The organism is Bradyrhizobium sp. USDA 3262, assembly GCF_054060035.1.
This window is the reverse complement of sequence record NZ_JBSSCT010000001.1, coordinates 4,704,668-4,728,411: the sequence shown is the minus strand read 5'-3', so window position 1 is coordinate 4,728,411 and position 23,744 is coordinate 4,704,668. Positions and strand designations below refer to the sequence as shown.

Here is a 23,744-nt window from a genome sequence, read left to right as displayed (position 1 = left end):
GCCCGGAATGACAGTGAAGAAGTTTCAAAGCGAGCGCGCGATCAGGAGCTTCATGATCTCGTTGGTGCCGCCATAGATCTTCTGGATCCGGGAATCGATGAACATGCGCGAGATCGGATATTCCTGCATGTAGCCGTAGCCGCCATGCAGCTGCAGGCATTCGTCGGCGGTCTCGACCTGTTTCTGCGAGCACCACCATTTCGCCATCGACGCCGTCACGGTGTCGAGGTCGCCGGCGACCAGGCGCTCGACGCACCAGTCGACGAACACGCGGGCGATCATCGCCTCGGTCTTGCGCTCGGCGAGCTTGAAGGCGGTGTTCTGGAATTCGAGCAGCGGCTTGCCGAACGCGGTGCGTTCCTTGGTGTATTCGGCGGTGATCCTGACCGCGCGCTCCATCGAGGCGACCGCGCCGATCGCGAGCGACAGCCGCTCCTGCGGCAATTGCTGCATCAGCTGCACGAAGCCGTTGCCCTCCTCGCCCCCCAGCAGGTTTTCCGGCGGCACCGTGACATTGTCGAAGAACAGCTCCGACGTGTCTGATGCGTGCAGCCCGATCTTGTCGAGGTTGCGCCCGCGCCGGTAGCCCTCGGCCCCTGCGGTTTCGACGACAATCAACGAGATGCCCTTGGCGCCCGGAGCCCCGGTCCGCGCCACCACGATGACGAGATCCGCGGCCTGGCCGTTGGTGATAAATGTCTTCTGGCCGTTGATGACGTAGGAATTGCCCTGCTTCTTCGCCGTGGTCTTGACCGCCTGCAGATCCGAGCCGGTGCCGGGCTCGGTCATCGCGATGGCGCCGACCATCTCGCCCGACGCCATCTTCGGCAGCCAGCGCTTCTTCTGCTCCTCCGAGCCATAGTTGACGATGTAATGCGCGACGATCGCGCTGTGCACGGAGACGCCGGTGGTCAGTTCCGGCACCGTGCTCTCGAGGTCATCGAGCACGGCGGCGTCATAGGCGAAGCTGGCCCCCAAGCCGCCATAGGCCTCGGGCACGCTCGGCAGCAACGCGCCCATTTCGCCGAGCGCGCGCCAGGCCGAGCGGTCGACCAGCTTCTGCTCGCGCCATTTTTCGGCGTGCGGCGCCAGATCCTTGGCGAGGAATTTGCGGAACTGGTCGCGGAAGGTGTCCAGCTCCTCGGTCATCCAGGACGATCGGTAGTGCATTCTGCCCTCGCTACGCATTCTTTCTTTGACACGTTTTCTTGACGCGAACCGGTACCCACTTCGCTTGAAAACGCTCTCGTCAAATCAGCAGACCGCCGCCGGCGACGATCACCTGACCGCTGATGTAATTCGATTCCGGAGCACAGAACAGATAGACTGCATCGGCCGCCTCCTCCGGCGTGCCGCCGCGGCCGAGCGGGATCATGCGGCCCATCGCTTCCAGCATCTGCGGCTGGACGCCGACCTTGATGTCGCGGCCGGCGACGTCGATGGTCTTCTGCTGGCTCTCGATCGGCTGGGTCAGGCGGGTGTTGATCAGGCCGAACGCGACGCAATTGACGTTGACCTTGTAGCGGCCCCACTCCTTGCACATCGTGCGCGTCAGCCCGATCAGGGAGGCTTTGGCGGACGAATAGCTCGCCTGCCCGGCATTGCCGTAGAGGCCCGCGATCGAGGAGATGTTGACGACCTTGCGGAACACCTCGCGGCCCGCCTCGGCCTCCCTCTTCGCCATCACCCGGATCGGCTCCGACGCCGCGCGCATGATGCGGAACGGCGCGACCAGATGGACGTCGAGCATCGCCTGGAACTGCTCGTCGCTCATCTTCTGGATCGTCGAGTCCCAGGTGTAGCCGGCATTGTTGACGATGATGTCGAGACCGCCGAACTGCTCGATCGCGGCGCCGACGAAACGGTCGGCAAAGCCGGCCTCGGTCACGCTGCCATTGACCGCGATCGCCTCGCCGCCCATGGCCTTGATCTCGGCGACGACCGCATCGCCCGGCTCGGCATCGAGATCGTTGACCACGACGCGCGCGCCCTCGCTGGCGAGCTTCAGCGCGATCGCGCGCCCAATGCCGCGGCCGGAGCCTGAGACGAGCGCGACTTTGCCTTGCAGTTTCGACATGATCTCTCCTAGAGCGCGATAATGGCTTCCCCGGCGAGCTTGATCTCGCCGTTCTGATCCTTCGTCGTCAGCGCGAGTTTTGCGCGATTCTCACCGCCCTGCTCGATCAGCTCGGTCACCGTGCCCTCGCAGGTCAGCTTCGCGCCGAGCTGGGTGATCGCGGCAAAGCGGGTCGAGAACGAGCGAATGCGCGTCGGCGCCACCGCGTCGGTCAGCGCCTGGCCGAGATAGCCCATCACCAGCATGCCGTGCGCGAACGCGTCGGGGAAGCCGGCCGCCTTCGCGAAATCGATATCGACATGGATCGGGTTGTGATCGCCCGAGGCGCCGCAATACAGCGCCAGGCGATGGCGGGTGATCGGCGGAAACTCCTTGTGGACGATGATATCGCCGACCGCGGGAGAGCTGCTCATGACGGCCTCGCATTGCGCACCACGACGGTACGCGAGACATCGGCAACATGGACGCCGTTCTGGTTGGTGACGGGGGTGTCGACCACGATCAGCGTCATCGCCCCGCCCTTCTTGTCGGTCACGCCAGTGACGCGCGGGCGGAACGTCAGCGTGTCGCCGACGACCACGGGCGCGTGATAGTCGAAGCGCTGCTCGCCGTGCAGCACGCGGGCCATGTCGATGTCGAGCGCGGTGAGGAACTCGAACGGGTCAGGCGCGTCCATCATCTCGAGGCAGAACAGATAGGTCGGCGGCACCGGCGCTGCCGTGAAGCCGGTCGCCTGCGCGGCCGTCTCGTCGCGATAGACGGCATTCGTCTCGCCGAGCGTATCGAGGAAGAAGCGCAGGCGCCCCGGCTCGACGCGCGCGGTCACGGGCGTGAATGTACGCCCGACAGCGGATTGATCGACCATGACGACCTCAAGCGCGTTCGTAGAGCGTCACGACGCAGGCGCCGCCGAGGCCGAGATTGTGCTGCAAGCCGATCCGCGCGCCCTCCACCTGCGTCGCCGCAGCAGTGCCGCGCAGCTGCCGCGTCAGCTCATAGCACTGCGCAAGCCCGGTGGCGCCGAGCGGATGGCCCTTCGACAGCAGCCCGCCGGACGGGTTGGTGACGATCCTGCCGCCATAGGAGTTGTCGCCGTCGTCGATGAATTTCGCGGCCTCGCCCTCGCCGCACAGGCCGAGCCCTTCATAGGTGATCAGCTCGTTGTGCGCGAAGCAGTCGTGCAGCTCGACGACGTCGAGGTCATCAGGCCCGACACCGGCAGCCTCGTAGACCTTGCGCGCGGCATCCCGCGCCATGTCGTAGCCGACCACCTGCATCATGTCTGACGCACCGAAGGTCGACGGCGTGTCGGTCGTCATCGCCTGCGCCGCGATGCGGACCTGCTTGTTGAGGCCGTTCTGGTCGGCGAATTTCTCCGAGACCAGGATCGCGGCGGCGCCGCCGCAAGTCGGTGGGCACGCCATCAACCGCGTCATCACGCCGGGCCAGATCACCTGGTCGTTCATCACGTCGTCGGCGGTTACCTCTTTCCGGAACAGGGCCAGCGGATTGTTCTTGGCATGCCGGCTCGCCTTGGCGCGCACTTTTGCAAAGGCGGAGAGCGGCGTGCCGTATTTCTTCATGTGGCTGAGGCCGGCGCCGCCGAAATAGCGCAGCGCCAGCGGCACGCCGGGCGCGTCGACCAGCTTGTCGGCCGCGGCATCGAAATCGTCGAACGCGCTGGGACGGTCGGTGAACACGGCGCCGAGCGCGCCGGGCTTCATCTGCTCGAAGCCGAGCGCCATCACGCAGTCGGCCGCGCCCGACTCGATCGCCTGCCGCGCCAGGAACAGCGCGGTCGAGCCGGTCGAACAGTTGTTGTTGACGTTGACGATCGGGATGCCAGTCATGCCGACCGGACAGAGCGCGCGCTGGCCGCAGGTGGAGTCGCCGTAGACATAGCCGACATAGGCCTGCTGCACACGACCGTAATCGAGACCGGCGTCGGCGAGCGCCAGCTTCGCCGCTTCGGCGCCCATCACGTGATACGGCGCATTGGCGCCGGGCTTGACGAACGGGATCATGCCGACCCCGGCAACATAGGTGCGTGACGTCATCGCGTGTCCTCCCGGAAATTACCCACTGGACTATTTATTACCCATGGGTAATATACGGGCGACCTTCCGGAGTCAATGCGACAGCACCCCACGCGATGGACGCCAGCTCTCCCTCTTCCAGCAACGAGTCGCCCTGGCTGCCGTTCGAAAGCCGGCGCCGCGCCCGCGACGAGAAGCGCGAGGCGGTGCTGCGCACGGCCGTCGCCCTGTTCCTCGAACAGGGCTATCACCGCGCCACGCTGAACGACGTCGCCAAGCGGCTCAACATCACCAAGCCCGCGCTCTACAACTACTTCCGCGGCAAGGACGAGATCCTGTTCGAGTGCTGGTCGATCGGCAATGAGCTGGTCGACGAATGCATTGCCGAGACGTCGGCCGGCGGCGGCTCAGGGCTCGACAAGCTGCGCAAGCTCACCGTCCGCTATGCCGAGCTGATGACCGCGGACTACGGCAAGAGCCTGGTCCGCTTCGACATCCGCGACCTCAGCGAGGACAACCGCAAGATCGTGCAGACCGCCAAGCGGCGGATCGACCGCGCCTTCCGCGACTATATCGCACAGGGCGTTGAAGACGGTTCGGTGAAACCGTGCGACCCGAAGCTCGCGGCTTTCGCCATTGCCGGCTCGCTGAACTGGATCGGCCACTGGTTCCAGCCGGGCGGCGAGCTGAGCGGACGCGCCGTCGCCGAGGAATTCGCGATCCGTCTCACCGAAGGCATCGCCAAAACGACAACGCAAACGACATCAACGCGCAAGACAACGGCGCATGAGAAGGCGGACAAACCGCCTCACAAGGGAAACGCATCAAGGGAGGAGACGAGTGAACATCACACACGGACTGCGGCGCGCGCTGCAGGTCAATCCAAACGGGCTCGCAGTCGTCTGCGGTGAGCGGCGGCGCAACTGGCGCGAAGTCGGCGACCGCGTCGCCCGCCTCGCCGCCGCGATCCGCGGCCTCGGCGCCCAGGACGGCGACCGCGTCGCGATCCTGTCGTTGAACTCGGACCGCTATCTCGAGCTCTACCTCGCCGTCGGCTGGGCCGGCGCCGTGATCGTGCCGCTCAACATCCGCTGGTCTCCGATCGAGAACGAGGACGCGCTGCGCGACTGCCGCGCAACGATCCTGTTCGTCGACAGGGCGTTTGCGCCGGTCGGCGCGGCGCTGGCAGGCGCCATCCCCGGCCTGAAGCTGGTCTATGCCGACGAGGGCGAGACGCCGGCCGGCATGGCGAATTACGAGACGCTGATCGCGCGCAGCGCGCCGATGGCCGATGCCATGCGCAGCCGTGACGATCTCGCCGGCATTTTCTACACCGGCGGCACCACCGGCCGCTCCAAGGGCGTGATGCTGAGCCACGGCAATCTGGTGGCCAACGCGCTCAACGCGCTCGGCGAAGGCCTGTGGCCGGGCAGCACGATCTACCTGCACGCGGCGCCGATGTTCCACCTCGCCAACGGTGCGGCGATGTATTCGGTGCTGCTGTCCGGAGGATCCAACGTCGTGATCCAGGGCTTTACGCCCGACGGCGTCGCGGCCGCGGTCCAGAAGGAGCGCATCACCGACGTGCTGCTGGTGCCGACCATGATCCAGATGTTCGTCGATCATCCGACGCTCGGCAATTACGACTTGTCGTCCTTGAAGCGGATCTCCTACGGCGCCTCCGTCGTCAGCGACGCCGTGCTGATGCGCGCCATGAAGGCGCTGCCGCATGTCGAATTCACGCAAGCCTACGGCATGACCGAGCTGTCGCCGATCGCGACCCTGCTGCACTGGAAGGAGCATATCGGCGACGGCCGCGCCAAGGGACGGCACCGCGGCGCCGGCCGGGCGACGCTCGGCGCCGAGGTCAAGATAGTCGACGCCGAGGACAAGGTAGTGCCGACGGGCACCGTCGGCGAGATCGCCGTGCGCGGCGACATGGTGATGATGGGCTATTGGGAGCGGCCGGAGGAAACCGCGCGTGCCGTGATCGACGGCTGGATGCACACCGGCGACGGCGGCTACATGGACGAGGACGGCTTCGTCTACGTCGTCGATCGCGTCAAGGACATGATCATTTCCGGCGGCGAGAACGTCTATTCGGCCGAGGTCGAGAACGCCCTCGCCCAGCACGCGGCAGTCGCGCAATGCGCCGTGATCGGCATTCCGAGCGAACGCTAGGGCGAGCAGGTTCACGCCGTGGTGGTGATGAAGAGCGGTGCCAGCGCCACGCCGGAGGAGCTGATGGAGCACTGCAAGGCGCTGATCGCCGGCTACAAATGCCCGCGCAGCGTCGACATCACCTCGACCCCGCTGCCGCTCTCCGGCGCCGGCAAGATTTTAAAGCGCGAGCTGCGCAAGCCATATTGGGAGAACCGCGAACGGCGCGTGAGCTGAGGGGCAGCTCTCAACGTCACCCCGTCATTCCGGGGCGATGCGAAGCATCGAACCCGGAATCTCGAGATTCCGGGTCTGGCGCTAACGCGCCATCCCGGAATGACAGCGTCTCATGACGCCATTCGAGCGCGAGCGTTGACATCGGGGCACACCACCGATTGGATCGGTTTTAGATTCAATCCAGCGAGTTCCGATGTCCGCACCCGATACCAATGCCGACGGCAAGCCCCGCCGCCTGATGCACCGCCGCTCCGTCGAATGTCTCGGCTATCTCCGTGACGACGGATTGTGGGAAGTCGAGGCGCGGCTGGTCGACACCAAACCCTATGCCCGACAGGACAAGCATCGCGGCCTGCAGCAACCCGACGATCCCGTGCACGACATCCGCCTGCGGCTCGCGGTCGACGACAGCTTTACGATCCGCGAGACCGGCACCACGATGGCCTCGACACCCTACCCGTCCTGCCTCGATGTCGAAGGCATTTTGCAGCGCCTGGTCGGCGAACGCATCGGCAAGGGCTGGCGCGAACTGGTCCGCCGCAAGATCGGCAAGCTCGAGACCTGCACCCATCTCGCCGAGCTGCTGGGACCGGCGGTGACGACGCTGTTCCAGACCGCGACCTCCGGCAAGGACCCGCAGGGCCGCGGCGCGCTCGATCACCAGCGCGATGTCACCGAGCCGCCGTTCTTCGTCGGCGGCTGCTATTCATGGCGGCTGGATGGACCGGTCGTGGCCGAGACATTCCCGCAGTTCGCGAAGAAGTCGACCGAGGCGAAGCCGGGTTCGTGAGTGGTGCCCCGCCGCTGACCAAGACGCGTGTATGGCGCGCCGCTGCTGGAGCTCAATTGCAGCTCCTCGTCGCGGCTTTATCCCATTCTCGCAGATGATCGAACGCGACACTAGCTTTCCGGCACGCCGGCCATGCGCATTCCCTCATAAAAGCGCTTACGCTTGGCGAGCCATACCGGATTGTCGGACAGGAAGACGACATTGACGTCGTATCGACGAATGCTGAAGTTTGGATCAAGTGCCAGTCCGGCTTTGGCACTGGATTGTGCTTCCTCGAGGTCTCCCATCATGGCCAACGCGCCAGCCAAGTGAAAGTGAGCGAGCGCAAAATTGGGGTTAGCCTCAATGCTCCGGCGAAGCCAGTCCAGCGCCTCGAGGTCTGCATCGGTGCAGGACATCAACTTGGCCATCCCGACAACCATGATCCAGAGAAAGGCACGCGTATCGCGCGGGGACAGTCGTAACGCCTCTTGAATATGCCCCTCGACTTCCTCGCCACGCCCCAGCGCATGCTTCCCGAGGCCAATGAACCCATGCGCATCGGCCAAATTCCGATCGAGCGCCAGCGCCTGGCGACATTCAGCGATACCCTTTGCAGCGCGGTGTGTCCGAATTTGAACCGCGCCGAGCAACATGTGGGCTCTGGGGTGATTGGGCGCACGCAACAACACGCCATTCAGTGCCTTCTCCGCGGCCCTGAAATATGCCGGTCCGTCATCGGCCATGGAGGAAGAACCGATCGCAAAATCGACCTGAGCCGCGGCAACCGCCGCTTCAATATTGTCGGGATCAAGCGCGAGGGCGCGCATGAAGAAATCCCTTGCTCGCGCCATAACCGCAGGCGCTATTCCTTTGTTCAGGACAGCCCTGCCCTGAAAATAGAGATCCATGGCGTCCGGTTGGGGCGACCGTTCCGCCCGTCGTGCTTCGGCCTTGATAAGCTCGGCGTTCAACGTATTGGCGAGCCGGGATACGATCTCATCCTGCATGTCCAGCAAGTCGGCAGCGGGCTTGTCGAAGCGCTCGGCCCACACATGGGCTCCGGTTTCCGTGTCAGTCAACTGAACGTTCAGGCGAAAGCGGTTGCCGCCGCGTTGAACCGACCCTTCCAGCGCGTAACGGACGTTCAATTCGCGACCGATCTCCCTCACGTCCACCGCCTTTCCCTTGAAAGTGAACGCGGTGCCCCGGCCGATGACGAACGCGCCGGCGATGCGCGACAGGTCGGTAGTCAGACTGTGAGTCACGCCATCGACAAAATATTCCTGCTCCAGATCGCCGCCAATATTTGTGAATGGTAGAACAACAATGGACAGGCGCGGGATCGACGTTGAACCCGCAAGCTTTCCAGCGTTGTCCGGCATCGACGAGGACGAGCTGCTGGCAGAAGCCGGGCGGTCGGCCTGCTCGCCATCCACGACCAGCATGTAGCCGCGGCGAGGCAACGTTCTCAGGGCCAATCGGCCCGCCTCTCCCAAGGCCTGCCTGATGTCGCCGATTGCCTGGACAAGCGAGTCTTCCGTGACCTCGCAGTCCGACCAGACCTCATCCAATATCTCGTCCTTATGCACCAGGCGCCCGACGCGTTGCGCGAGGAGCCGCAGCACCGCCCAGGCTTGAGGACGCAACGGCACGATGTCGCCGCGCCCGTCGAGCAGCAATTCGCGAGCCAGGTCCAAGGTCCGGTCGCCGATCACAATCGAAGGCTGCGATGACTTAAGCAAGAATGCCTCGTTGGGCCATTTCGGAAAATATCGGCAGAATATCGGCCAGGTTTCGGGACCTGGCGGTAATTGTACAGCATCATCTTACGGCGCGGGATGGCAAAACCGTCCCGAGAAGCGATCCATCAAAGGCGGTCAGCGCCAGGCAGGCCTCCATGACCAGTTCTGTCCTCCATGCTGCGCTAAGTGTTTCAGGTTTCAGCCCTTCCCCGGTTGCGGGGACAGACAAGCGATGCGGCCCGGGCGTCCCCGACACCGAGATCAGGATCGGCCAATCAATGCCGCACAGCGCGCCGCTCTCCGGCCTGAGCAGTTTTGCCGGGGAGTGCTGCCCGCGAACCAACGAGCAACATGGGAGGGAATGATCGATGTCCTCTATCCACGCATCTGCAAAATTGTTGCACCTTATTCAGTCGCAGCGCGTGACCGCGGTCATCTATGTCGCCGCGAAGCTGGGGATCGCTGAGCTCCTGCGCGATGGATCGCGGCCCCTTGGCGAACTCGTCGAGGCGACCGGCGCGAACAAACAGGCGCTCCGCCGCCTGCTGACCGCACTTTCGACCATAGGCATTTGCACGGTCGCTGAAGACCGATACGCATTGACCGAACTTGGAGCTTGCCTTGACGGGGCCGCAACCCAGTCCCTCAAGAACTGGACGATCTTTGAAGGCCAGTTCCTGACCGAATCGTGGACCGGGTTGCTGGACTCGATCATGACGGGCAAGACCGCCGCGCAACTGCTTGGCCATGAAAACAGCTTTGATCTGATGGCGCACGATCCGGAGATGGTCCGCATATTCAATGCGGCGATGATGGAGGGGACGCGTCTGGCGATTCCGGATATCCTGGGGGCCTACGACTTCGGTGCGTTCGCTCATCTCATGGATGTCGGCGGCGGCTCCGGCGAACTCCTTGGCGCCATAGCCGGGCAACATCCGCATATCCGAGGGACCATTTTCGACCTTCCGCGCTGCGCCGAATCCGCGACTGGCCACCTGAGGCGCAGCGGGCTCAGTGACCGCGTCGAATTCATGGCCGGCGATTTCTTCCAGACGATTCCATCGATCGCGGATGCCATCGTCATGAAGCACATCATTCACGATTGGAGCGATGACCGCAGCATGGTCATCCTCGCAAACTGTCGAAGGGCGCTCCCTGCAGGTGGCGTGCTCCTGCTTATCGAACGGATCATGCCGGAATTCCCGAGCGTAAGCGATGCGCACAGGGAACAGACGCTGACCGATCTGCTCATGCTTCGCGGGCCTGGCGGTCTCGAAAGAACGGAAAAGAAGTACGCCTGGCTGTTTCGCGAATCCGGCTTTACTCACACCGCGACCTATCCGGCCGGGCGTCACAGCATCATCGAGGCAAAGGTCGCCTGAGCTTTCGAGGTCAGACCATTACTCCCGCGCAATGGAGCAGCGACTGGTTCGAAGGACATCATAGGCAAAAGCATACTTTGGAAGGAACAAGAATGCATCTGCCTGCTGCAAACAAGTCATCGTCGCCCATATTGGAGAACCCGGCGTACAAGGCCGTGTTCGCGAAGGTCGACTGGCGCCTTATACCTTTGCTACTGATCGCCAGCATGGTCGCCTTTCTCGACCGCATCAATATCGGCTTTGCACAGCTTCAGATGAAGCAGACACTGCCGTTTGATGATGCAGTCTACGGGCTCGGCGCGGGCATCTTCTTCGTCGGATATTTCCTGTTTGAGGTGCCCAGCAATCTTCTTCTGGAAAGGATCGGCGCACGCAAGACCCTGTTGCGGATCATGGTGCTCTGGGGATTGGCGGCGACCGCCATGATGTTCGTATCGACGCCGCTCCAGTTCTATGCGGCGAGGTTCTTTCTTGGTGTCTTTGAGGCCGGCTTCGCCCCAGGCGTGCTGCTGTACTTGACGTACTGGTACCCGTCGGTGAGGCGCGGACAGGTCATCGCGATCCTCGCGTCGGCGCCCCCTATTGTGATGTTCATCGCTGGTCCGCTGTGTGGTTCGATCCTGAAGTATTTCGATGGCGTCAGCGGTCTTTATGGCTGGCAATGGCTGTTTCTGATCCAGGGGATGCCCGCGCCAATCCTCGGCGTTCTCGTGTATTACCTGCTCAAGGACAAGCCGTTCCAGGCCGCGTGGCTCTCGAAGGGGGAGAAGGCGCTGCTGGACGATGCTTTACAGCATGACGAAGAGAACATCGTGAAGGCGACCTCGGGGACGTTCCGGCAGCTGCTGCGAGACCCGAAGGTCTACCTGTTGTCGCTGGCCTGTTTTTGTCTGCTGGGCGCCAACTACACGATGGTATTCTGGATGCCGACCTTGATCCATACCTGGGGAGTGAAGGATCCGCTACTGGTCGGCGTCTATCACGCAGTAGCCAACGCTGCGGGTATCGTCTGCATGGTCCTGATCGGTCGTCATTCGGACAAGCGGCATGAGCGCCGCTGGCACTATGCGACCTGCGTCACGATTGCCGCCGGCGGCTTGTTCTTTCTCATGTTGCTCCACGGCACTTTTGTTGGTTCGATCCTGGCTCTCTCCTTTGCCGTCATTGGGTTTGTGTCAGCGCCGCCGCTCTTCTATGCATTGACCAGTGAGTATCTCTCAGCAGGCGCGGCGGCCGGCGGCCTTGCCCTCGTCACCAGCCTCGGAAACCTCGGTCCGGCGGTAAGCCCGTCGATCACCGGGTTCATTGTGCGGAACACCGGCGACAATATCTATGGCATGTACTTCGTCATGGCGCTGTACTTGCTCTCCGGCGCACTCCTGCTGCTGAGCATGCGGCCCGCAACGAATGAGTTGCTCCTGTCGAGGAGTTGACCCATCCTGCCAAGATCAAGCCGCCGCGGCGGAATGCTCGGCTACGGCCTGCGGCGGGTTGCGGAAGCCGATCGCGATCCGGTTGTAGGTGTTCATCAGGCCGATCGCGATAGTCAGGTCGACCAGCTGCTTCTCGCTGAACACTGCGCGCGCCACTTCATACGCGGCATCCGGGATCGCGGTCTCCGCCACGCGGGTGACGGTTTCGGCCCAGGCCAGCGCGGCGCGCTCCTGATCGTCGAACAGCGCCTCCGCCTCGCGCCAGACCTGCAGCAGCGCCAGCTTCTCGACCTTGACGCCCATCTTCTGCAGTGAGCGGGTGTGCATGTCGAGACAATAGGCGCAGCCATTGATCTGCGATATCCGCAGATAGACCAGTTCGACGAGCTGCGCGGAAAGGCCGCTTTGCGTGATGTAGCCATAGACGCCGCCGAGCGCCTTGATGCCCGCGGGCGCGACCTTGTTGTAGTCGATCCGCATGCTCATTGCTTGTGTCCTTCCTTGTCGAAGACGGTCAGCGCCTTGTCGTTGCTGTCGACGACGAACACCGCAAGCAGCTTCGCCGGTTCGGTCGCGCTGGCGTTGCGCCCGAGCACGTGATGCGCGCCGGGCGGCTCGAAGAAGCTGTCGCCGGCCCGATAGATGTGCGCGGCCCCGCCCTCGAGCTGGCTCTCGATCGCGCCCTGGAGCACGTAGACATAGAGAAACGCCGATTTGGCGTGATGATGCGGTGCGGACGGCTCGCCCGGCGGGAAGTTGACCTCGACCGCGATCAGCGACTTGCCGGGAATGTTCGTGATCACATGCTCGAATTTCGGCGTCACCGATTGCGCTATCGCCGGGGTCGCAAGCGCGGCGCAGGCCAGCAGCGTCGTCATCAAGGTCTTCATCTCGTGCCTCCATTGCTACCGGATAGATGCGGGCACGCATGGCCAAAAAGAAGCACCAAGAATGAACCGAATTGGTGTACCACGAGCCATGCCCAACCCGCTTCCCATCACGCTCGACCGGTCGGCCAGGACACCGCTCTCCGAGCAGATCCGCAAGGCGATCGCGGCGGCGATCGACAATGGCGTGCTGGTGCCGGGCGCCCGGCTGCCATCGTGGCTCGACCTCGCCGCGCAGCTCGGCGTTGCGCGCGGCACCGTGCGGGCGGCCTACGACAGGCTGTCGGACGCCCAGCACATCGTGTCGTCGAAGGCGGGCGGCACCACTGTCGCGAGGCGGCCACGGAAGGCCGCCAAGCCCGATGCGCCGGTCGCCTCCGGATCGGTCGTGGAGATGTTTCGGGATCTGAGCGGTCAGGGACACTTCCGGATGGGCGTCCCCGCGCAGGATAGCCTCCCCGCCAAGCTGCTGGCGCGAATCCGCGCGCGCGCCGTCCGGGCGGAATTGAGCGCAGTGACCCGTCATATCGATCCGCGCGGCGAGATCGAATTGAGACGCGAGATCGCGGCGCACCTCGCGATCGCTCGCGGGCTCGAATGCTCGCCCGCACAGATCGTCATCACCTCGGGATTCAGCGGCGGACTCGGCCTCGCGCTGCGCGTGCTCGGCCTCGAAGGCCGCCGCGTGTGGATGGAAGAGCCGGGATTTCCATTGACGCGAAAGGGCCTCGAGCTCGGCCGGATGGAGGTCGTCCCGATATCAGTCGATGCCAACGGCGTCGATGTCGAGTACGGCCTCAAGTACGCCCCCGACGCGGCACTCGCGGTCGTGACGCCGGGCCAGCAGGCGCCGCTCGGCCCGCCGCTGTCGCCGAAACGCCGCGCGCAGCTGCTCGACTGGGCCGCGCAAACCGGAGCCTTCATCATCGAGGACGACTATCTCGGCGAATTGCAGCTCGACGGCCGCGCCGCGCCGGCGCTTGCCTCGCTCGACCGCGCCGGCCGGGTGATCCATCTCGGCTCCTTCAGCAAGACGATCTCGCCGACGCTTCGCCTCGGCTTCCTGGTTGCTCCGGAGCCATTGGCGGCGCAGTTCGCCGATGTCGCGACGTGCCTGGTCCCTGCTCCCGGCCCGGCGGTGCAGCTGTCCACCGCGGAGTTCATGCGCGACGGCCACTACATCCGCCATCTCAGGCGAACCAAGCGGGCCTATTGCGACAGGCGCGATGCGCTGACGACGGCGCTACGGAGCTGGAGCAACGACGTGCGGGTTGCCGGCCTCGCGGTCATCCTGACGCTGCCGGACAAGACCGCCGACGTCGAGATTGCCCGAGCACTGCTCGCGCACGGGCTGGCGCCCGCCCCGCTCTCGCCCTGGTATGTTTCACCGAAGCACGCGCAGCCGGGTCTATTGCTCGGCATTGCAACGGTGCCGGATCGCGGCGTTCCGGCCGCATGCAGGCGCCTGTTCGAGGCGATCCGCGCCCAAGGTCGCATCCAAGGGGCGCTGGCGCCGCGCCGGATCAGGAAGCCCGCAACCCGGTGAGCGTAAGGCTCAACGCCTTGAGCCGCTTGCGCGCCTCGGCGTCATAGGCCTGGGCATGGGCGCGGGCCTCGCGCTTGCCGTCGAAGAACAGCCCGCTCCGGCCTGCCACATCGTCGTCCTGGACCAGACGCAGGATGGCATCACCGCCCTGCTCGACGGTCGAGATCGGCGTCGCCCCGCTGGCGCGCACCATCGTGGTGTTCATGTAGGTCGCAGGGTGCAGCGAGTTGACGGTCACGCCGGAGCCTTCGAGCTCCGCGGCCAGGTCGATGGTGAACATGATCTGCGACAGCTTGCTCTGCGCATAGGCGCGCGCGCCGTTGTAGTTCTTCGTGATCATCACGTCGCCGAAATCGATCGGGTGCTGGCCGAGCGACGCGACGTTGACGATGCGCGCCGGCGTGCTCGCCTTGAGCCGCGGCAGCAACAGATGCGCGAGCAGGAAGCCGGCGAGATAGTTGACCGCGAAGCGCAGCTCGTGGCCGTCCTTGCTGGTCTGCCGCGCCGGCCCCTCGTTTTGCGAACCGATGCCGGCGTTGCTGACGAACACATCGAGGCGCTCCTGGTCGTCGAGCACCAGCTGGGCGAACTCGCGAACCTCGGCGAGCGAGGACAGATCGGCCTGGTAGAACATCGGCTCGCGGCCGCTGAGACGCTTGATCTCGTCGGCGAGCGTCTGCGCCCGCTTGGTATCGCGGCCGTGGATCAGGACCCGGGCGCCGGCCGACGCCAGCTTCATCGCGACGTAACGGCCGACGCCGTCGGTGGAACCGGTGATCAGCACCGTCTTGCCTGCCATATTCATCGAAATTGCCCTTCGATCGTTCGCCCAGCGCTGTCAGCAAAGATAAAGGCGCCGCGCGCACTTTGCCATGGCATGCCACCGCGCCGGCGGCGCCAAAACGGCGCCAAGAAAGTCGCCCCGGCACGGGCCTTCTCTGGAACCGCAGACGTACATCTTGTCGCGCGGCCGGCGGTCGCGCGGCGCCGCGTCGCGCCTCAGGGGGATCGCGGTCTGATATCCTCGACGTGAACGACATGCCAGGATCGGCACAAGATCGGCAAAGGACCGGAATGTCCTCGACCATTGCAGACAGGATCTTGCGAAAGGCTCCCTCGCTGGAGCCGTTCGGCATGCTGCTGTTGTTCGGCGCGCTGACCGCGCTGCCGATCGTCCTGACGCTCCGTCTGGTTGAGCCCGCACTCGTGCTGCCCGTGCTCAGCCTGTTGCTGTTCGTTCAGGCAGCCATTACCGCGATTGCGGCGCGCGTGATCCACGTGCGCACAAGCGTGGCGAACCTCACGCTGTGGGATTTTGCCGGCGCGTTCACCTTCATGGGGTGCGCAGCGGCGATCCTCGGCGAACCGGATCAGGCGGCGCTGTTCTTCGAGGAAGAAGCAGCAATGCGTCCGGTGTCACGACCGTAATCCCAGGCCGGGCCCCTCTGGCAGCCACAAGCTGCGATGTCGGACTGGAACTCAGTTGGAGTGGCCCTGCTTCGACCCGTGACGCGGATAAGCGTCGCGGTGGATTTGCCGTCCGCATGACGGCAAGAGCCGGTTTCGTCGAAAGGGTCCGCTCCCCGACCTCAAGGGGAATGCGACCATGTCCGAACTATTTTCGCCCGAATTGTTTTCACTCGACGCCCTCAGCGCATTGCTGCAAGTCGTCGTCATCGACCTCGTGCTGGCCGGCGACAATGCCGTCGTGATCGGCCTTGCCGCGGCCGGCCTGCCGGCGAACCAGCGCGGCAAGGCGATCCTGATCGGCATCGGTGCCGCGACACTGCTGCGCATCCTGTTCGCCCTCGTCACCACGCAGCTGATGCAGATCGTCGGCCTGCTGCTGGCCGGCGGCATCCTGCTATTGTGGGTGTGCTGGAAGATGTGGCGCGAGCTCCGCGCCGACGCGCACGAGACCACGGCCGAACATGCCGATGGCGCAAAGGGCCAGCGCAAGACGCTGTGGCAGGCCACCACGCAGATCATCGTTGCCGACGTCTCGATGTCGCTCGACAACGTGCTGGCGGTCGCGGGCGCGGCGCGCGAGCAGCCGATCGTGCTGGTGTTCGGCCTCGCGCTCTCGATCGCGATGATGGGCGCAGCGGCTTCCTTCATCGCGCGGCTACTGCAGAACCACCGCTGGATCGCCTATGTCGGCCTCGCCGTGATCCTCTATGTCGCCATCGACATGACGGTTCGCGGGGCGAACGAGATCGCGAAGGTTGCGCCGGCCTGACGAAAGCAAAACGGCGGGCCCTTCGGCCCGCCGTTCCGCAAATCGACAACGCGCGCTCAGTGGATTTCCGCCGAACGCTTCAGCGCGTCCTTCAGCTTCTCGAGCGAGAAATCCCTGGAACGCGCGATGTCCAGGATCGGGGTCTCGCGGCGGCCGCAGAGTTCGGCGGCCTCGGGCAGCTGCGCCGCGACCTCGTAGGGGATCACGATCGCGCCGTGGCTGTCGGCGTGGATCAGGTCGTCGGATCGCACCGTCATGCCGGCGACGCGGACCTCGCCGCCGAAGCTCTCCGCATGCACCCAGGCGTGCGACGGGCCGATCGAGCCGGCCAGCGCCTGGAAGCCCGGCGCCCATTGCGGGATGTCGCGGATCGAGCCGTCGGTGATGACGCCGAGGCAGCCGAGCGCCTTGTGCACATTGCTCTGCACCTCGCCCCAGAATGCGCCGTAGCCGACGTCGGGACCGTCGATGTCCTGGATGACAGAGATGCGCGGGCCGAAGCCGGTGCCGACATATTCGTAATATTCGATGCGGCGCTTCGACTGCTCCTCGGCCGAGAGGCCGGATTTCAGCACCGAGCGGATCGTCGTGGTGCGGGCGTAGCCGACCATCGGCGGCAGCGTCGGGAACGGGCAGACCAGCGGCTTCACGGTGTAGCCGATCAGACGGCGCTCCGGCGCGACGATCTCCATCGCGTTGCAGATCGTCGGCGTGTCGTAGCGCGCCAACGCTTCAAGGACGGAAGCAGGAAGCGGGGCGGAAGCGGATGTCGTCACGGCGTTTCTCTCCTGATTTTTGGCGTTCGCTGGGCCGTCTCAGCCTATAGCCGAGATCGCAGGCGAACCCAACCGAGGCACGCTCATGGCTGATATTTGCAGGAATGAAACCACCCTATCACCGTCACCCCCGCGCAACGGCGAAGCCGTTGTCGCTGGAGGAGGCCGCGCAAGCGGCCGTCTCGAAGGGTCGACGGCCCCGCTGGTGGCCGTGCATCCTTCGAGACGCGCTCCGCGCTCCTCAGAGTCTGACTCATAAGTCACCCATCCTTGCGGGCAGCGGCAAGTCTGCGGGTCAGGAGCCTCATGTGTGCAATCAGCAGCCAGGCAGCTTCGGTTGCCACCGTCGCCTCGAAGTCCTTGGCGAGGCGGCGGCATCTGCCGAACCAAGCGAATGTGCGTTCGACCACCCACCGCCTCGGCAGAAGCTGGAAGCCTTTGACGCCTTGGGGCCGCTCGACGATCTCGACAGTCCATGGACCGCAGTCTGAGAGCGCGTCGAGGAGTTGATTTCCGCGGTAGATCCGGTCGGCAAAGACGTGGCGCAGCCGGGGGAAGTTCATCCGCACGTTCTTCAGCAGCGGTACGGCGCCATGGCAGTCCTGAACGTTGGCCGGATGAACATGAACCCCGAGGAGGAGGCCATTGGTATCCGTCACAATATGCCGCTTGCGGCCGTAGATGCGCTTGCCTGCATCGTAGCCGCGCGGTCCGCCAGCTTGCGTGGTCGGCGCACTTTGACTGTCGATCACGGCTGCCGTCGGCTTCGGTGCGCGTCCAAGCTTTTTTCGCGCCCGTCGGACAAGGACGCTGACAATCCTTTGCCACCGGCCTGTATCCCGCCATCTATAAAAATAGCCCTGCACCGTCGAGTAGGGCGGGAACTCCCGCGGCAGCGCCCGCCACTGGCAGCCGGTCGAAACGATATAGAGAATCGCTTCGACCACACGACGCAGCTCCGTCTTACGCGGCCGGCCGCGCCGGTTCGCTCGCGGCAACAGGCGTCTGATCAGCGCCCACTCCGCATCGGTCATATCGCTTGCATAACGCAGATCGTCCCGCCGATATTGCTCCCGAGTGATCTCAGTCCAGGGCATCGTGCTCTCCCTCGAATCTTTGCAAATCCGATGGAATCACACCCCACTGAGATCACTCACCCCATTTTTCAGTCAGGCTCTCAGGATGACGGATCATAGAGAGGCATCAATGCAGATGCGTCGGACGATCGTCGCGATCGCTCTCCGCGACCGGCGCCGCATAGGGAGCAGCAGCGGCCGGCGCCGGCGCGCCCGCAGCTTGCGTCTGCGCGGCAAGCTGGCGCTCCTGGTCGCGATAGGACTTCCAGCCCCAGGGCAGGCTGATCAAATAGGCAACCGAGCCCGCCGACAGGATGTGCCAGGGATAGCCGATCAGCAGCGCGACGAAGAACACCACGGCAACGAACACCGGCAGCACCATTTCCGGCGGCACGCGCATCTTCACGGTCTTGCCGGGAGAACACCGGCAGCCGCGACACCATCAGGAAGGCAATCAAGAGCGTATAGAACGCCGTCAACGTCGCCGGCGGCATCGGCACGCCGAGGAAGGCGAGATAGATCGGCAGCAGCACGGTGATCGCACCGGCCGGCGCCGGCACGCCGGTGAAATAGTTGGCGGCGAAGGCCGGCTTGTTCGGATCGTCGATCGAGGCATTGAAGCGCGCAAGCCGCAGGCCGCCCGAGATCGCGAACACCATCGCGGCGATCCAGCCGCCATTGTTCAATTCATGCAGCTGCCAGAAATACAGGATCAGGCCCGGCGCGACGCCGAAATTGACGAAGTCGGCGAGGCTGTCGAGTTCGGCGCCGAATTTCGACTGGCCCTTGATCATGCGGGCGACGCGGCCGTCGATGCCGTCGAGGATCGCGGCGAACACGATGGCGGCGACCGCTAGCTCCATCCGCCCTTCGGTCGACAGCCGGATCGCAGTGAGGCCGGCGCAGATCGCCAGCAGCGTGATCATGTTCGGCACCAGCATCCGCACCGGGATCGGGCGGAACCGGCGGCGGCGATACTCGGTGGAATTCGGATCGAATGGCGTCATGGTTTTGCAATATAGCAAGCGCTGCCCCGCTCCGCCATCGGTGCGGGAACCGGCCGATCGGGCCGGAGAAACAGAGTTAATTGCCTGATCCAGGCGTACCCCCTCATGGTGAGGAGCGCGGAACACGCGTCTTGAACCATGAGGCCCCTCTCGGTGGCCTGCATCCTTCGAGACGCCCGCTTTGCGGCTCCTCAGGATGAGGGGCTAGATGTGCGAGCAATCAATCGGCGCGGTAAGTCCGGCCCGGATCGGCGCCCCGGAAATCCGCCAGAATCGTCTCGCCGGCGACCGCGGTCTGCCCCTCGGAGACCAGCGCCTTGGTGCCCTCTGGCAGATAGACGTCGAGCCGCGAGCCGAAGCGGATCAGGCCGAAGCGCTCGCCGGCGCCGATCGACTGGCCCTCCTTGACGAAGCAGACGATGCGCCGTGCCACGAGGCCCGCGATCTGGACCACGCCGATGCGCCCGTTCGAGGTCGAGATGACGAGCGAATTGCGCTCATTGTCCTCGCTCGCCTTGTCGAGCTCGGCGTTGATGAAGGCGCCGGGCCGGTAGGCGATGCGGTCGATGCGGCCGACCACCGGGCTGCGGTTCACATGGCAGTTGAACACGCTCATGAACACCGAGACCCGCGGCAGCGGCTTGTCGCCGAGCCCTAGCTCGGCCGGCGGCAGCGCCTGCACCACCATCGAGACGCGGCCGTCGGCCGGCGACACCACGATGCCGTCGCGCAGCGGCGTCACCCGGACCGGATCGCGGAAGAACAGCGCGCACCAGACGGTCAGCAGCGTCCCGATCCAGCCCAGCGGGGTCCAGATCCAGAACAGGATCAGGCTCGCCAGAGCGAAGCCGCCAATGAAGGGATAGCCCTCCGGGTGGATCGGCGGGATCTGCGCGCGGATGGAATTGGCGATCGACATCAGAGCTCGCTTGCGTTTCCCCGCCCCATTTGGCGGGAGAGGCCCTAAATCGACTATTCCGCGGCGGTCGGCAAGGGTTTCTCACCCGCGTCGGGGCTGGAATCCTCCGACGATTCAGTGACCGCCGGCGGCAGCCGATTCGGCGCGGCGCCGTCCTCATCGACCTGGGCGAGCCGTTCGCGGGCCTCCTCGGCCTCGCGCTGCCGGTTCCACATGCCGGCATAGAGGCCGTCGGCGGCCAAAAGCCGCGCGTGGGTGCCGCGCTCGGCGATCCGGCCCTGGTCCAGCACGATGATCTCGTCGGCGCCGACGATGGTCGACAGCCGGTGCGCGATCACCAGCGAGGTGCGGTTGCGCGAGACCCGCTCCAGCGCGCCCTGGATCTCGTGCTCGGTGTGGCTGTCGAGCGCGGAGGTCGCCTCGTCCAACACCAGGATCGGCGGCGCCTTCAGCACCGTGCGCGCGATCGCAACGCGCTGCTTCTCGCCGCCGGAGAGTTTCAGGCCGCGCTCACCGACCTGTGTCTCATAGCCCTGCGGCGACATCCGGATGAAGCCGTCGATCTGCGCGAGGCGCGCCGCCTCCTCCACCTCGTCGTCGCCGGCATCCCAGCGGCCATAGCGGATGTTGTAGCGGATGGTGTCGTTGAACAGCACGGTGTCCTGCGGCACCATGCCGATCGCCGAGCGCAGCGAGGCCTGCGTCACGGTCTTGATGTCCTGGCCGTCGATCAGGATGCGGCCGCTCGAGACGTCGTAGAGGCGGAACAACAGCCGCGAAATCGTCGACTTGCCGGCGCCGGAGGGACCGACGATCGCCACCGTCTTGCCGGCCGGCACCTCGAAGCTCAGGCCCTTGAGGATCGGCCGGTCCGCCTCGTAGGCGAAGCGGACATCCTCGAACCGCACGCTGCCGGACGACACCGCGAGCGGCTTGGCCCCCGGAATGTCCTGCACCTCGGGATCGCGCGCCAGCACGTCGAACATCTTCTCGATGTCGATGATCGCCTGCTTGATCTCGCGATACACCATGCCCATGAAGTTCAGCGGCTGGTAGAGCTGGATCATCATCGAATTGATCAGCACGAAATCGCCGACGGTGTGGGTGCCGTTGCGGATGCCGAACGCACACATCAGCATGGTCGCGGTCAGCCCCGCGGTGAAGATGATCGCCTGCCCGGTGTTGAGCACCGCAAGCGAGGTGTAGGTCTTCACGCTGGCCTGCTCGTAGCGCTCCATCGAGCGGTCGTAGCGCCGCGCCTCGCGCTCTTCGGCGCCGAAATATTTCACCGTCTCGTAGTTGAGCAGCGAGTCGATTGCCTTGGTGTTCGCCTCGGTGTCGGAATCGTTCATCTTGCGGCGGATCTCGATCCGCCACTCGGTCGCGATGTAGGTGAAGTACATGAACACGACGACCGTGAGCAGCACCGCGAGCACGTAGCGCCAGTCGAACTGCCAGAGCAGCACCGCCGCCAGCAGCGCGACCTCGACGATGGTCGGGATCAGCTGCAGGATCACCATCCGCACGATGGTCTCGATGCCGGAGCGGCCGCGCTCCAGGACGCGGGTCAGGCCGCCGGTCTTGCGCTCGAGATGGAAGCGCAGCGACAGCTCGTGCATATGCACGAAGGTGATGTAAGCGAGCCGCCGCACCGCATGCATCGCGACGCGGGCGAAGATGCCGTCGCGCCACTGCGTCAGCACCGCCATGATGATACGCACCGCGCCGTAGCTGATCGTCATCAACACCGGCGAGGCGATCAGCCAGACCACCCAGTTCGAGGCCGCAACCGGCGCCGATCCCGTACCGTTCAGCGCATCGATCGCCCATTTGAAGGTGAACGGTACCGAGAGCGTCGCGAGCTTGGCGAACAGCAGCAACACCACCGACCAGATCACGCGCGTCTTCAAATCGGCGCGATCGCCGGGCCAGATATAGGGCCAGAGATGAACGAGGGTGCCGAGCAGCGTCCCCTTCTCGGCGGCCGGCGGCGTGGCCGTGGGCTGTGCGGCGCCGGTCACACTCTGTTGCGGCGGCACCATCAGGCGCCCGCCCGCGCGGTCGCGGCACGGCGGTCCGCCGCCACATCTTGTCCACGATTTGCCATTGTGCCCGTCATATAGATCGTTTGAACGCGGCGTACAGGCTTATGACGAAAATTGTTCGCGATTCGCGGGAATTTAGGGGATTTTTTGGCCCTCAATCCCCATATGCGAGTCTTGACCCTGTTTACGCTGCAGTGCCACAAGGATCGTATGAACCAAATCAAGACTGTCTGTGTTTATTGCGGCTCCGGCCCCGGTAACAATCCCCGCTTCGTTGAAGCTGCCATCGCACTCGGCAAGAGCTTTGCCGACAACAACGTGCGCCTGGTCTATGGCGGCGGCTCGATCGGCCTGATGGGCGCGGTTGCGAAATCCACACTCGACCACGGCGGCTCCGTCACCGGCATCATTCCCGAATTCCTGCGCGCGCGCGAGAACGCGCTGACCTCGGTTCAGGAGATGATCGTCACGCCCGACATGCATGAGCGCAAGCGGCTGATGTTCGAGCGCTCGGATGCATTCGTCGCGCTGCCCGGCGGCATCGGCACGCTGGAGGAGCTGGTCGAGCAACTGACCTGGCAGCAGCTCGGCCGTCACCATAAGCCGATCCTGCTCGCCAACATCGATGGCTTCTGGGAGCCCCTGCTCTCGCTGCTGAGCCACATGCGCACGACCGAATTCATCCGCGCGACGCTGCCGATCAACGTCCTGATGGCCGACCGCGTCGACGAGATTTTGCCGCGGCTGCGTTCGGCGGTGGCCGGCAAGCCGGCGGCCGCGAAGGAGCTGGCGCCCGAAGTGGCGCGGCGGCTGTAACTGTTCGCCGCACTTTCGGCTCCATCACCGTCATGCTGAGGAGGCCGCAAAGCGGCCGTCTCGAAGCACGACGGCCCCGCTGGTGGCCGCGCATCCTTCGAGACGCGCTACGCGCTCCTCAGGATAACGGGTCGAGATAAGTGCTAGCCTGAAATCCTTACTACTCGCTCGGAAAAGTCACGGCCTCGATGCGGTTGCCGTCGGGATCGAGGACGAAGGCCGCATAGTAGCGCACGCGGTCGTGCGGGCGCAGGCCCGGAGGGCCATCGGAGAGGCCGCCTGACGCCAGCGCCGCAGTGTGGAAGGCATCGACCTCAGCGGTCGTCTTCGCGCGCAGGCAGATGTGGGTGCCGCTCTCATGCGGGACCTGCGCCATCGCGGCGCGCAGATTGATCCAGAATTCGGGATAGGCCTTGCCGAAGCCGATCGTCGCCGGCCGCGTGACGAGGCGACTAAGACCCAGCGCGGCCAGCGTCGGCTCATAGAACCGCGCGGCCCGTTCCAGATCGCGGACACCGACGGAGACGTGGTCGATCATGGGCCCTCCTCCCGGACTTGTAGCCCGGATGAGCGAAGCGACATCCGGGGAAATCG

At 64.7% G+C, this 23,744-nt stretch carries 22 protein-coding genes and 2 pseudogenes; 9 read left to right on the top strand and 15 right to left on the bottom strand.

The features are described 5' to 3' along the window. Positions 1–24 precede the first annotated feature (24 nt). From ACVWYP_RS21590 to ACVWYP_RS21570, 5 genes are all read right to left on the bottom strand, one after another. The gene (locus tag ACVWYP_RS21590; RefSeq protein ID WP_304499735.1) at positions 25–1,170 is read right to left on the bottom strand and encodes an acyl-CoA dehydrogenase family protein; all 1,146 of its coding nucleotides are present in this window, start codon (positions 1,168–1,170) and stop codon (positions 25–27) included. Between the two features lie 79 nt (positions 1,171–1,249). After that, a complete protein-coding gene (locus ACVWYP_RS21585) occupies positions 1,250–2,077 on the bottom strand; it encodes an SDR family NAD(P)-dependent oxidoreductase (protein WP_304499734.1) in 828 nt (275 codons plus the stop codon). Between the two features lie 8 nt (positions 2,078–2,085). Further along, the gene (locus tag ACVWYP_RS21580; RefSeq protein WP_304499733.1) at positions 2,086–2,490 is read right to left on the bottom strand and encodes a MaoC family dehydratase; all 405 of its coding nucleotides are present in this window, start codon (positions 2,488–2,490) and stop codon (positions 2,086–2,088) included. Next, entirely contained in the window at positions 2,487–2,942 is a 456-nt protein-coding gene (locus tag ACVWYP_RS21575) for a MaoC family dehydratase N-terminal domain-containing protein (protein WP_304499732.1), read from the bottom strand. Before ACVWYP_RS21575 ends, ACVWYP_RS21580 begins: the two co-directional genes overlap by 4 nt. 7 nt (positions 2,943–2,949) lie before the next feature. Beyond that, on the bottom strand, positions 2,950–4,134 hold the full coding sequence (locus ACVWYP_RS21570; RefSeq protein ID WP_304499731.1) for a lipid-transfer protein: 1,185 nt from the start codon (positions 4,132–4,134) through the stop codon (positions 2,950–2,952). Between the two features lie 95 nt (positions 4,135–4,229). Here ACVWYP_RS21570 and ACVWYP_RS21565 point away from each other — a divergent pair, with 95 nt between their 5' ends. The 3 genes and pseudogenes from ACVWYP_RS21565 (at position 4,230) to ACVWYP_RS21555 (ending at position 7,300) form a co-directional block, all read left to right on the top strand. Next, positions 4,230–5,024: a TetR/AcrR family transcriptional regulator gene (locus tag ACVWYP_RS21565; protein WP_304499730.1), complete on the top strand. Its 795-nt coding sequence runs from the start codon at positions 4,230–4,232 to the stop codon at positions 5,022–5,024. Beyond that, a pseudogene (locus ACVWYP_RS21560) lies at positions 4,954–6,510 on the top strand (acyl-CoA synthetase). Before ACVWYP_RS21565 ends, ACVWYP_RS21560 begins: the two are co-directional and overlap by 71 nt. A 193-nt stretch (positions 6,511–6,703) precedes the next feature. Beyond that, positions 6,704–7,300 (top strand): DUF2889 domain-containing protein, encoded by a 597-nt coding sequence (locus ACVWYP_RS21555; RefSeq protein WP_304499728.1) that lies wholly within the window; start codon positions 6,704–6,706, stop codon positions 7,298–7,300. A 110-nt stretch (positions 7,301–7,410) separates the two neighbouring features. Here the strand turns inward: ACVWYP_RS21555 and ACVWYP_RS21550 are convergent, their stop codons facing one another. Further along, positions 7,411–9,024, bottom strand: coding sequence for a winged helix-turn-helix domain-containing tetratricopeptide repeat protein (locus tag ACVWYP_RS21550; protein WP_304499727.1), 1,614 nt, complete (start codon positions 9,022–9,024; stop codon positions 7,411–7,413). Positions 9,025–9,392: 368 nt separating this feature from the next. On the opposite strand from ACVWYP_RS21550, the gene ACVWYP_RS21545 reads away from it, so the two are divergent. Together ACVWYP_RS21545 and ACVWYP_RS21540 are read left to right on the top strand one after the other, a co-directional pair. Next, positions 9,393–10,406: a methyltransferase gene (locus ACVWYP_RS21545; RefSeq protein ID WP_304499726.1), complete on the top strand. Its 1,014-nt coding sequence runs from the start codon at positions 9,393–9,395 to the stop codon at positions 10,404–10,406. Between the two features lie 92 nt (positions 10,407–10,498). Next, positions 10,499–11,839 (top strand): MFS transporter, encoded by a 1,341-nt coding sequence (locus ACVWYP_RS21540; protein WP_304499725.1) that lies wholly within the window; start codon positions 10,499–10,501, stop codon positions 11,837–11,839. A gap of 15 nt (positions 11,840–11,854) precedes the next feature. Here ACVWYP_RS21540 and ACVWYP_RS21535 read toward each other — a convergent pair whose 3' ends face one another. Beyond that, complete coding sequence (locus tag ACVWYP_RS21535; RefSeq protein ID WP_304499724.1) at positions 11,855–12,325, bottom strand: carboxymuconolactone decarboxylase family protein; 471 nt, start codon at positions 12,323–12,325, stop codon at positions 11,855–11,857. After that, the gene (locus ACVWYP_RS21530; RefSeq protein WP_304499723.1) at positions 12,322–12,729 is read right to left on the bottom strand and encodes a cupin domain-containing protein; all 408 of its coding nucleotides are present in this window, start codon (positions 12,727–12,729) and stop codon (positions 12,322–12,324) included. Before ACVWYP_RS21530 ends, ACVWYP_RS21535 begins: the two co-directional genes overlap by 4 nt. An 88-nt stretch (positions 12,730–12,817) precedes the next feature. Between ACVWYP_RS21530 and pdxR the strand changes: the two genes are divergently transcribed. Continuing rightward, positions 12,818–14,272 carry a MocR-like pyridoxine biosynthesis transcription factor PdxR gene (gene pdxR, locus ACVWYP_RS21525; RefSeq protein WP_304499722.1) on the top strand — a complete coding sequence of 485 codons (1,455 nt, stop codon included), beginning with the start codon at positions 12,818–12,820 and terminating at the stop codon, positions 14,270–14,272. Here pdxR and ACVWYP_RS21520 read toward each other — a convergent pair. Then, positions 14,250–15,077 (bottom strand): SDR family NAD(P)-dependent oxidoreductase, encoded by an 828-nt coding sequence (locus tag ACVWYP_RS21520; RefSeq protein WP_304499721.1) that lies wholly within the window; start codon positions 15,075–15,077, stop codon positions 14,250–14,252. The two genes, pdxR and ACVWYP_RS21520, sit on opposite strands and share 23 nt — an antisense overlap. A 329-nt stretch (positions 15,078–15,406) precedes the next feature. Here ACVWYP_RS21520 and ACVWYP_RS21515 point away from each other — a divergent pair, with 329 nt between their 5' ends. Then, positions 15,407–15,700, top strand: coding sequence for a hypothetical protein (locus ACVWYP_RS21515; RefSeq protein WP_028344571.1), 294 nt, complete (start codon positions 15,407–15,409; stop codon positions 15,698–15,700). Between the two features lie 178 nt (positions 15,701–15,878). After that, positions 15,879–16,511 (top strand): TerC family protein, encoded by a 633-nt coding sequence (locus ACVWYP_RS21510; protein ID WP_304499720.1) that lies wholly within the window; start codon positions 15,879–15,881, stop codon positions 16,509–16,511. A gap of 56 nt (positions 16,512–16,567) precedes the next feature. Here ACVWYP_RS21510 and ACVWYP_RS21505 read toward each other — a convergent pair whose 3' ends face one another. From ACVWYP_RS21505 to ACVWYP_RS21485, 5 genes and pseudogenes are all read right to left on the bottom strand, one after another. Beyond that, positions 16,568–17,287 carry an RraA family protein gene (locus tag ACVWYP_RS21505; RefSeq protein ID WP_304499719.1) on the bottom strand — a complete coding sequence of 240 codons (720 nt, stop codon included), beginning with the start codon at positions 17,285–17,287 and terminating at the stop codon, positions 16,568–16,570. A 260-nt stretch (positions 17,288–17,547) separates the two neighbouring features. Further along, positions 17,548–18,384: an IS5 family transposase gene (locus ACVWYP_RS21500; RefSeq protein ID WP_028341158.1), complete on the bottom strand. Its 837-nt coding sequence runs from the start codon at positions 18,382–18,384 to the stop codon at positions 17,548–17,550. 106 nt (positions 18,385–18,490) lie between these two features. Further along, positions 18,491–19,370: pseudogene (pssA, locus tag ACVWYP_RS21495) on the bottom strand (CDP-diacylglycerol--serine O-phosphatidyltransferase). Positions 19,371–19,590: 220 nt separating this feature from the next. Continuing rightward, the gene (locus ACVWYP_RS21490; RefSeq protein WP_028344567.1) at positions 19,591–20,289 is read right to left on the bottom strand and encodes a phosphatidylserine decarboxylase; all 699 of its coding nucleotides are present in this window, start codon (positions 20,287–20,289) and stop codon (positions 19,591–19,593) included. Between the two features lie 53 nt (positions 20,290–20,342). After that, positions 20,343–22,331, bottom strand: coding sequence for an ABCB family ABC transporter ATP-binding protein/permease (locus tag ACVWYP_RS21485; protein ID WP_304499717.1), 1,989 nt, complete (start codon positions 22,329–22,331; stop codon positions 20,343–20,345). 213 nt (positions 22,332–22,544) lie between these two features. On the opposite strand from ACVWYP_RS21485, the gene ACVWYP_RS21480 reads away from it, so the two are divergent. Further along, positions 22,545–23,150, top strand: a complete 606-nt coding sequence (locus ACVWYP_RS21480; RefSeq protein WP_304499716.1) for an LOG family protein — start codon at positions 22,545–22,547, stop codon at positions 23,148–23,150. Positions 23,151–23,310: 160 nt separating this feature from the next. Here the strand turns inward: ACVWYP_RS21480 and ACVWYP_RS21475 are convergent, their stop codons facing one another. Next, positions 23,311–23,688: a VOC family protein gene (locus tag ACVWYP_RS21475; protein WP_304499715.1), complete on the bottom strand. Its 378-nt coding sequence runs from the start codon at positions 23,686–23,688 to the stop codon at positions 23,311–23,313. Between the last annotated feature and the right edge of the window lie 56 nt (positions 23,689–23,744).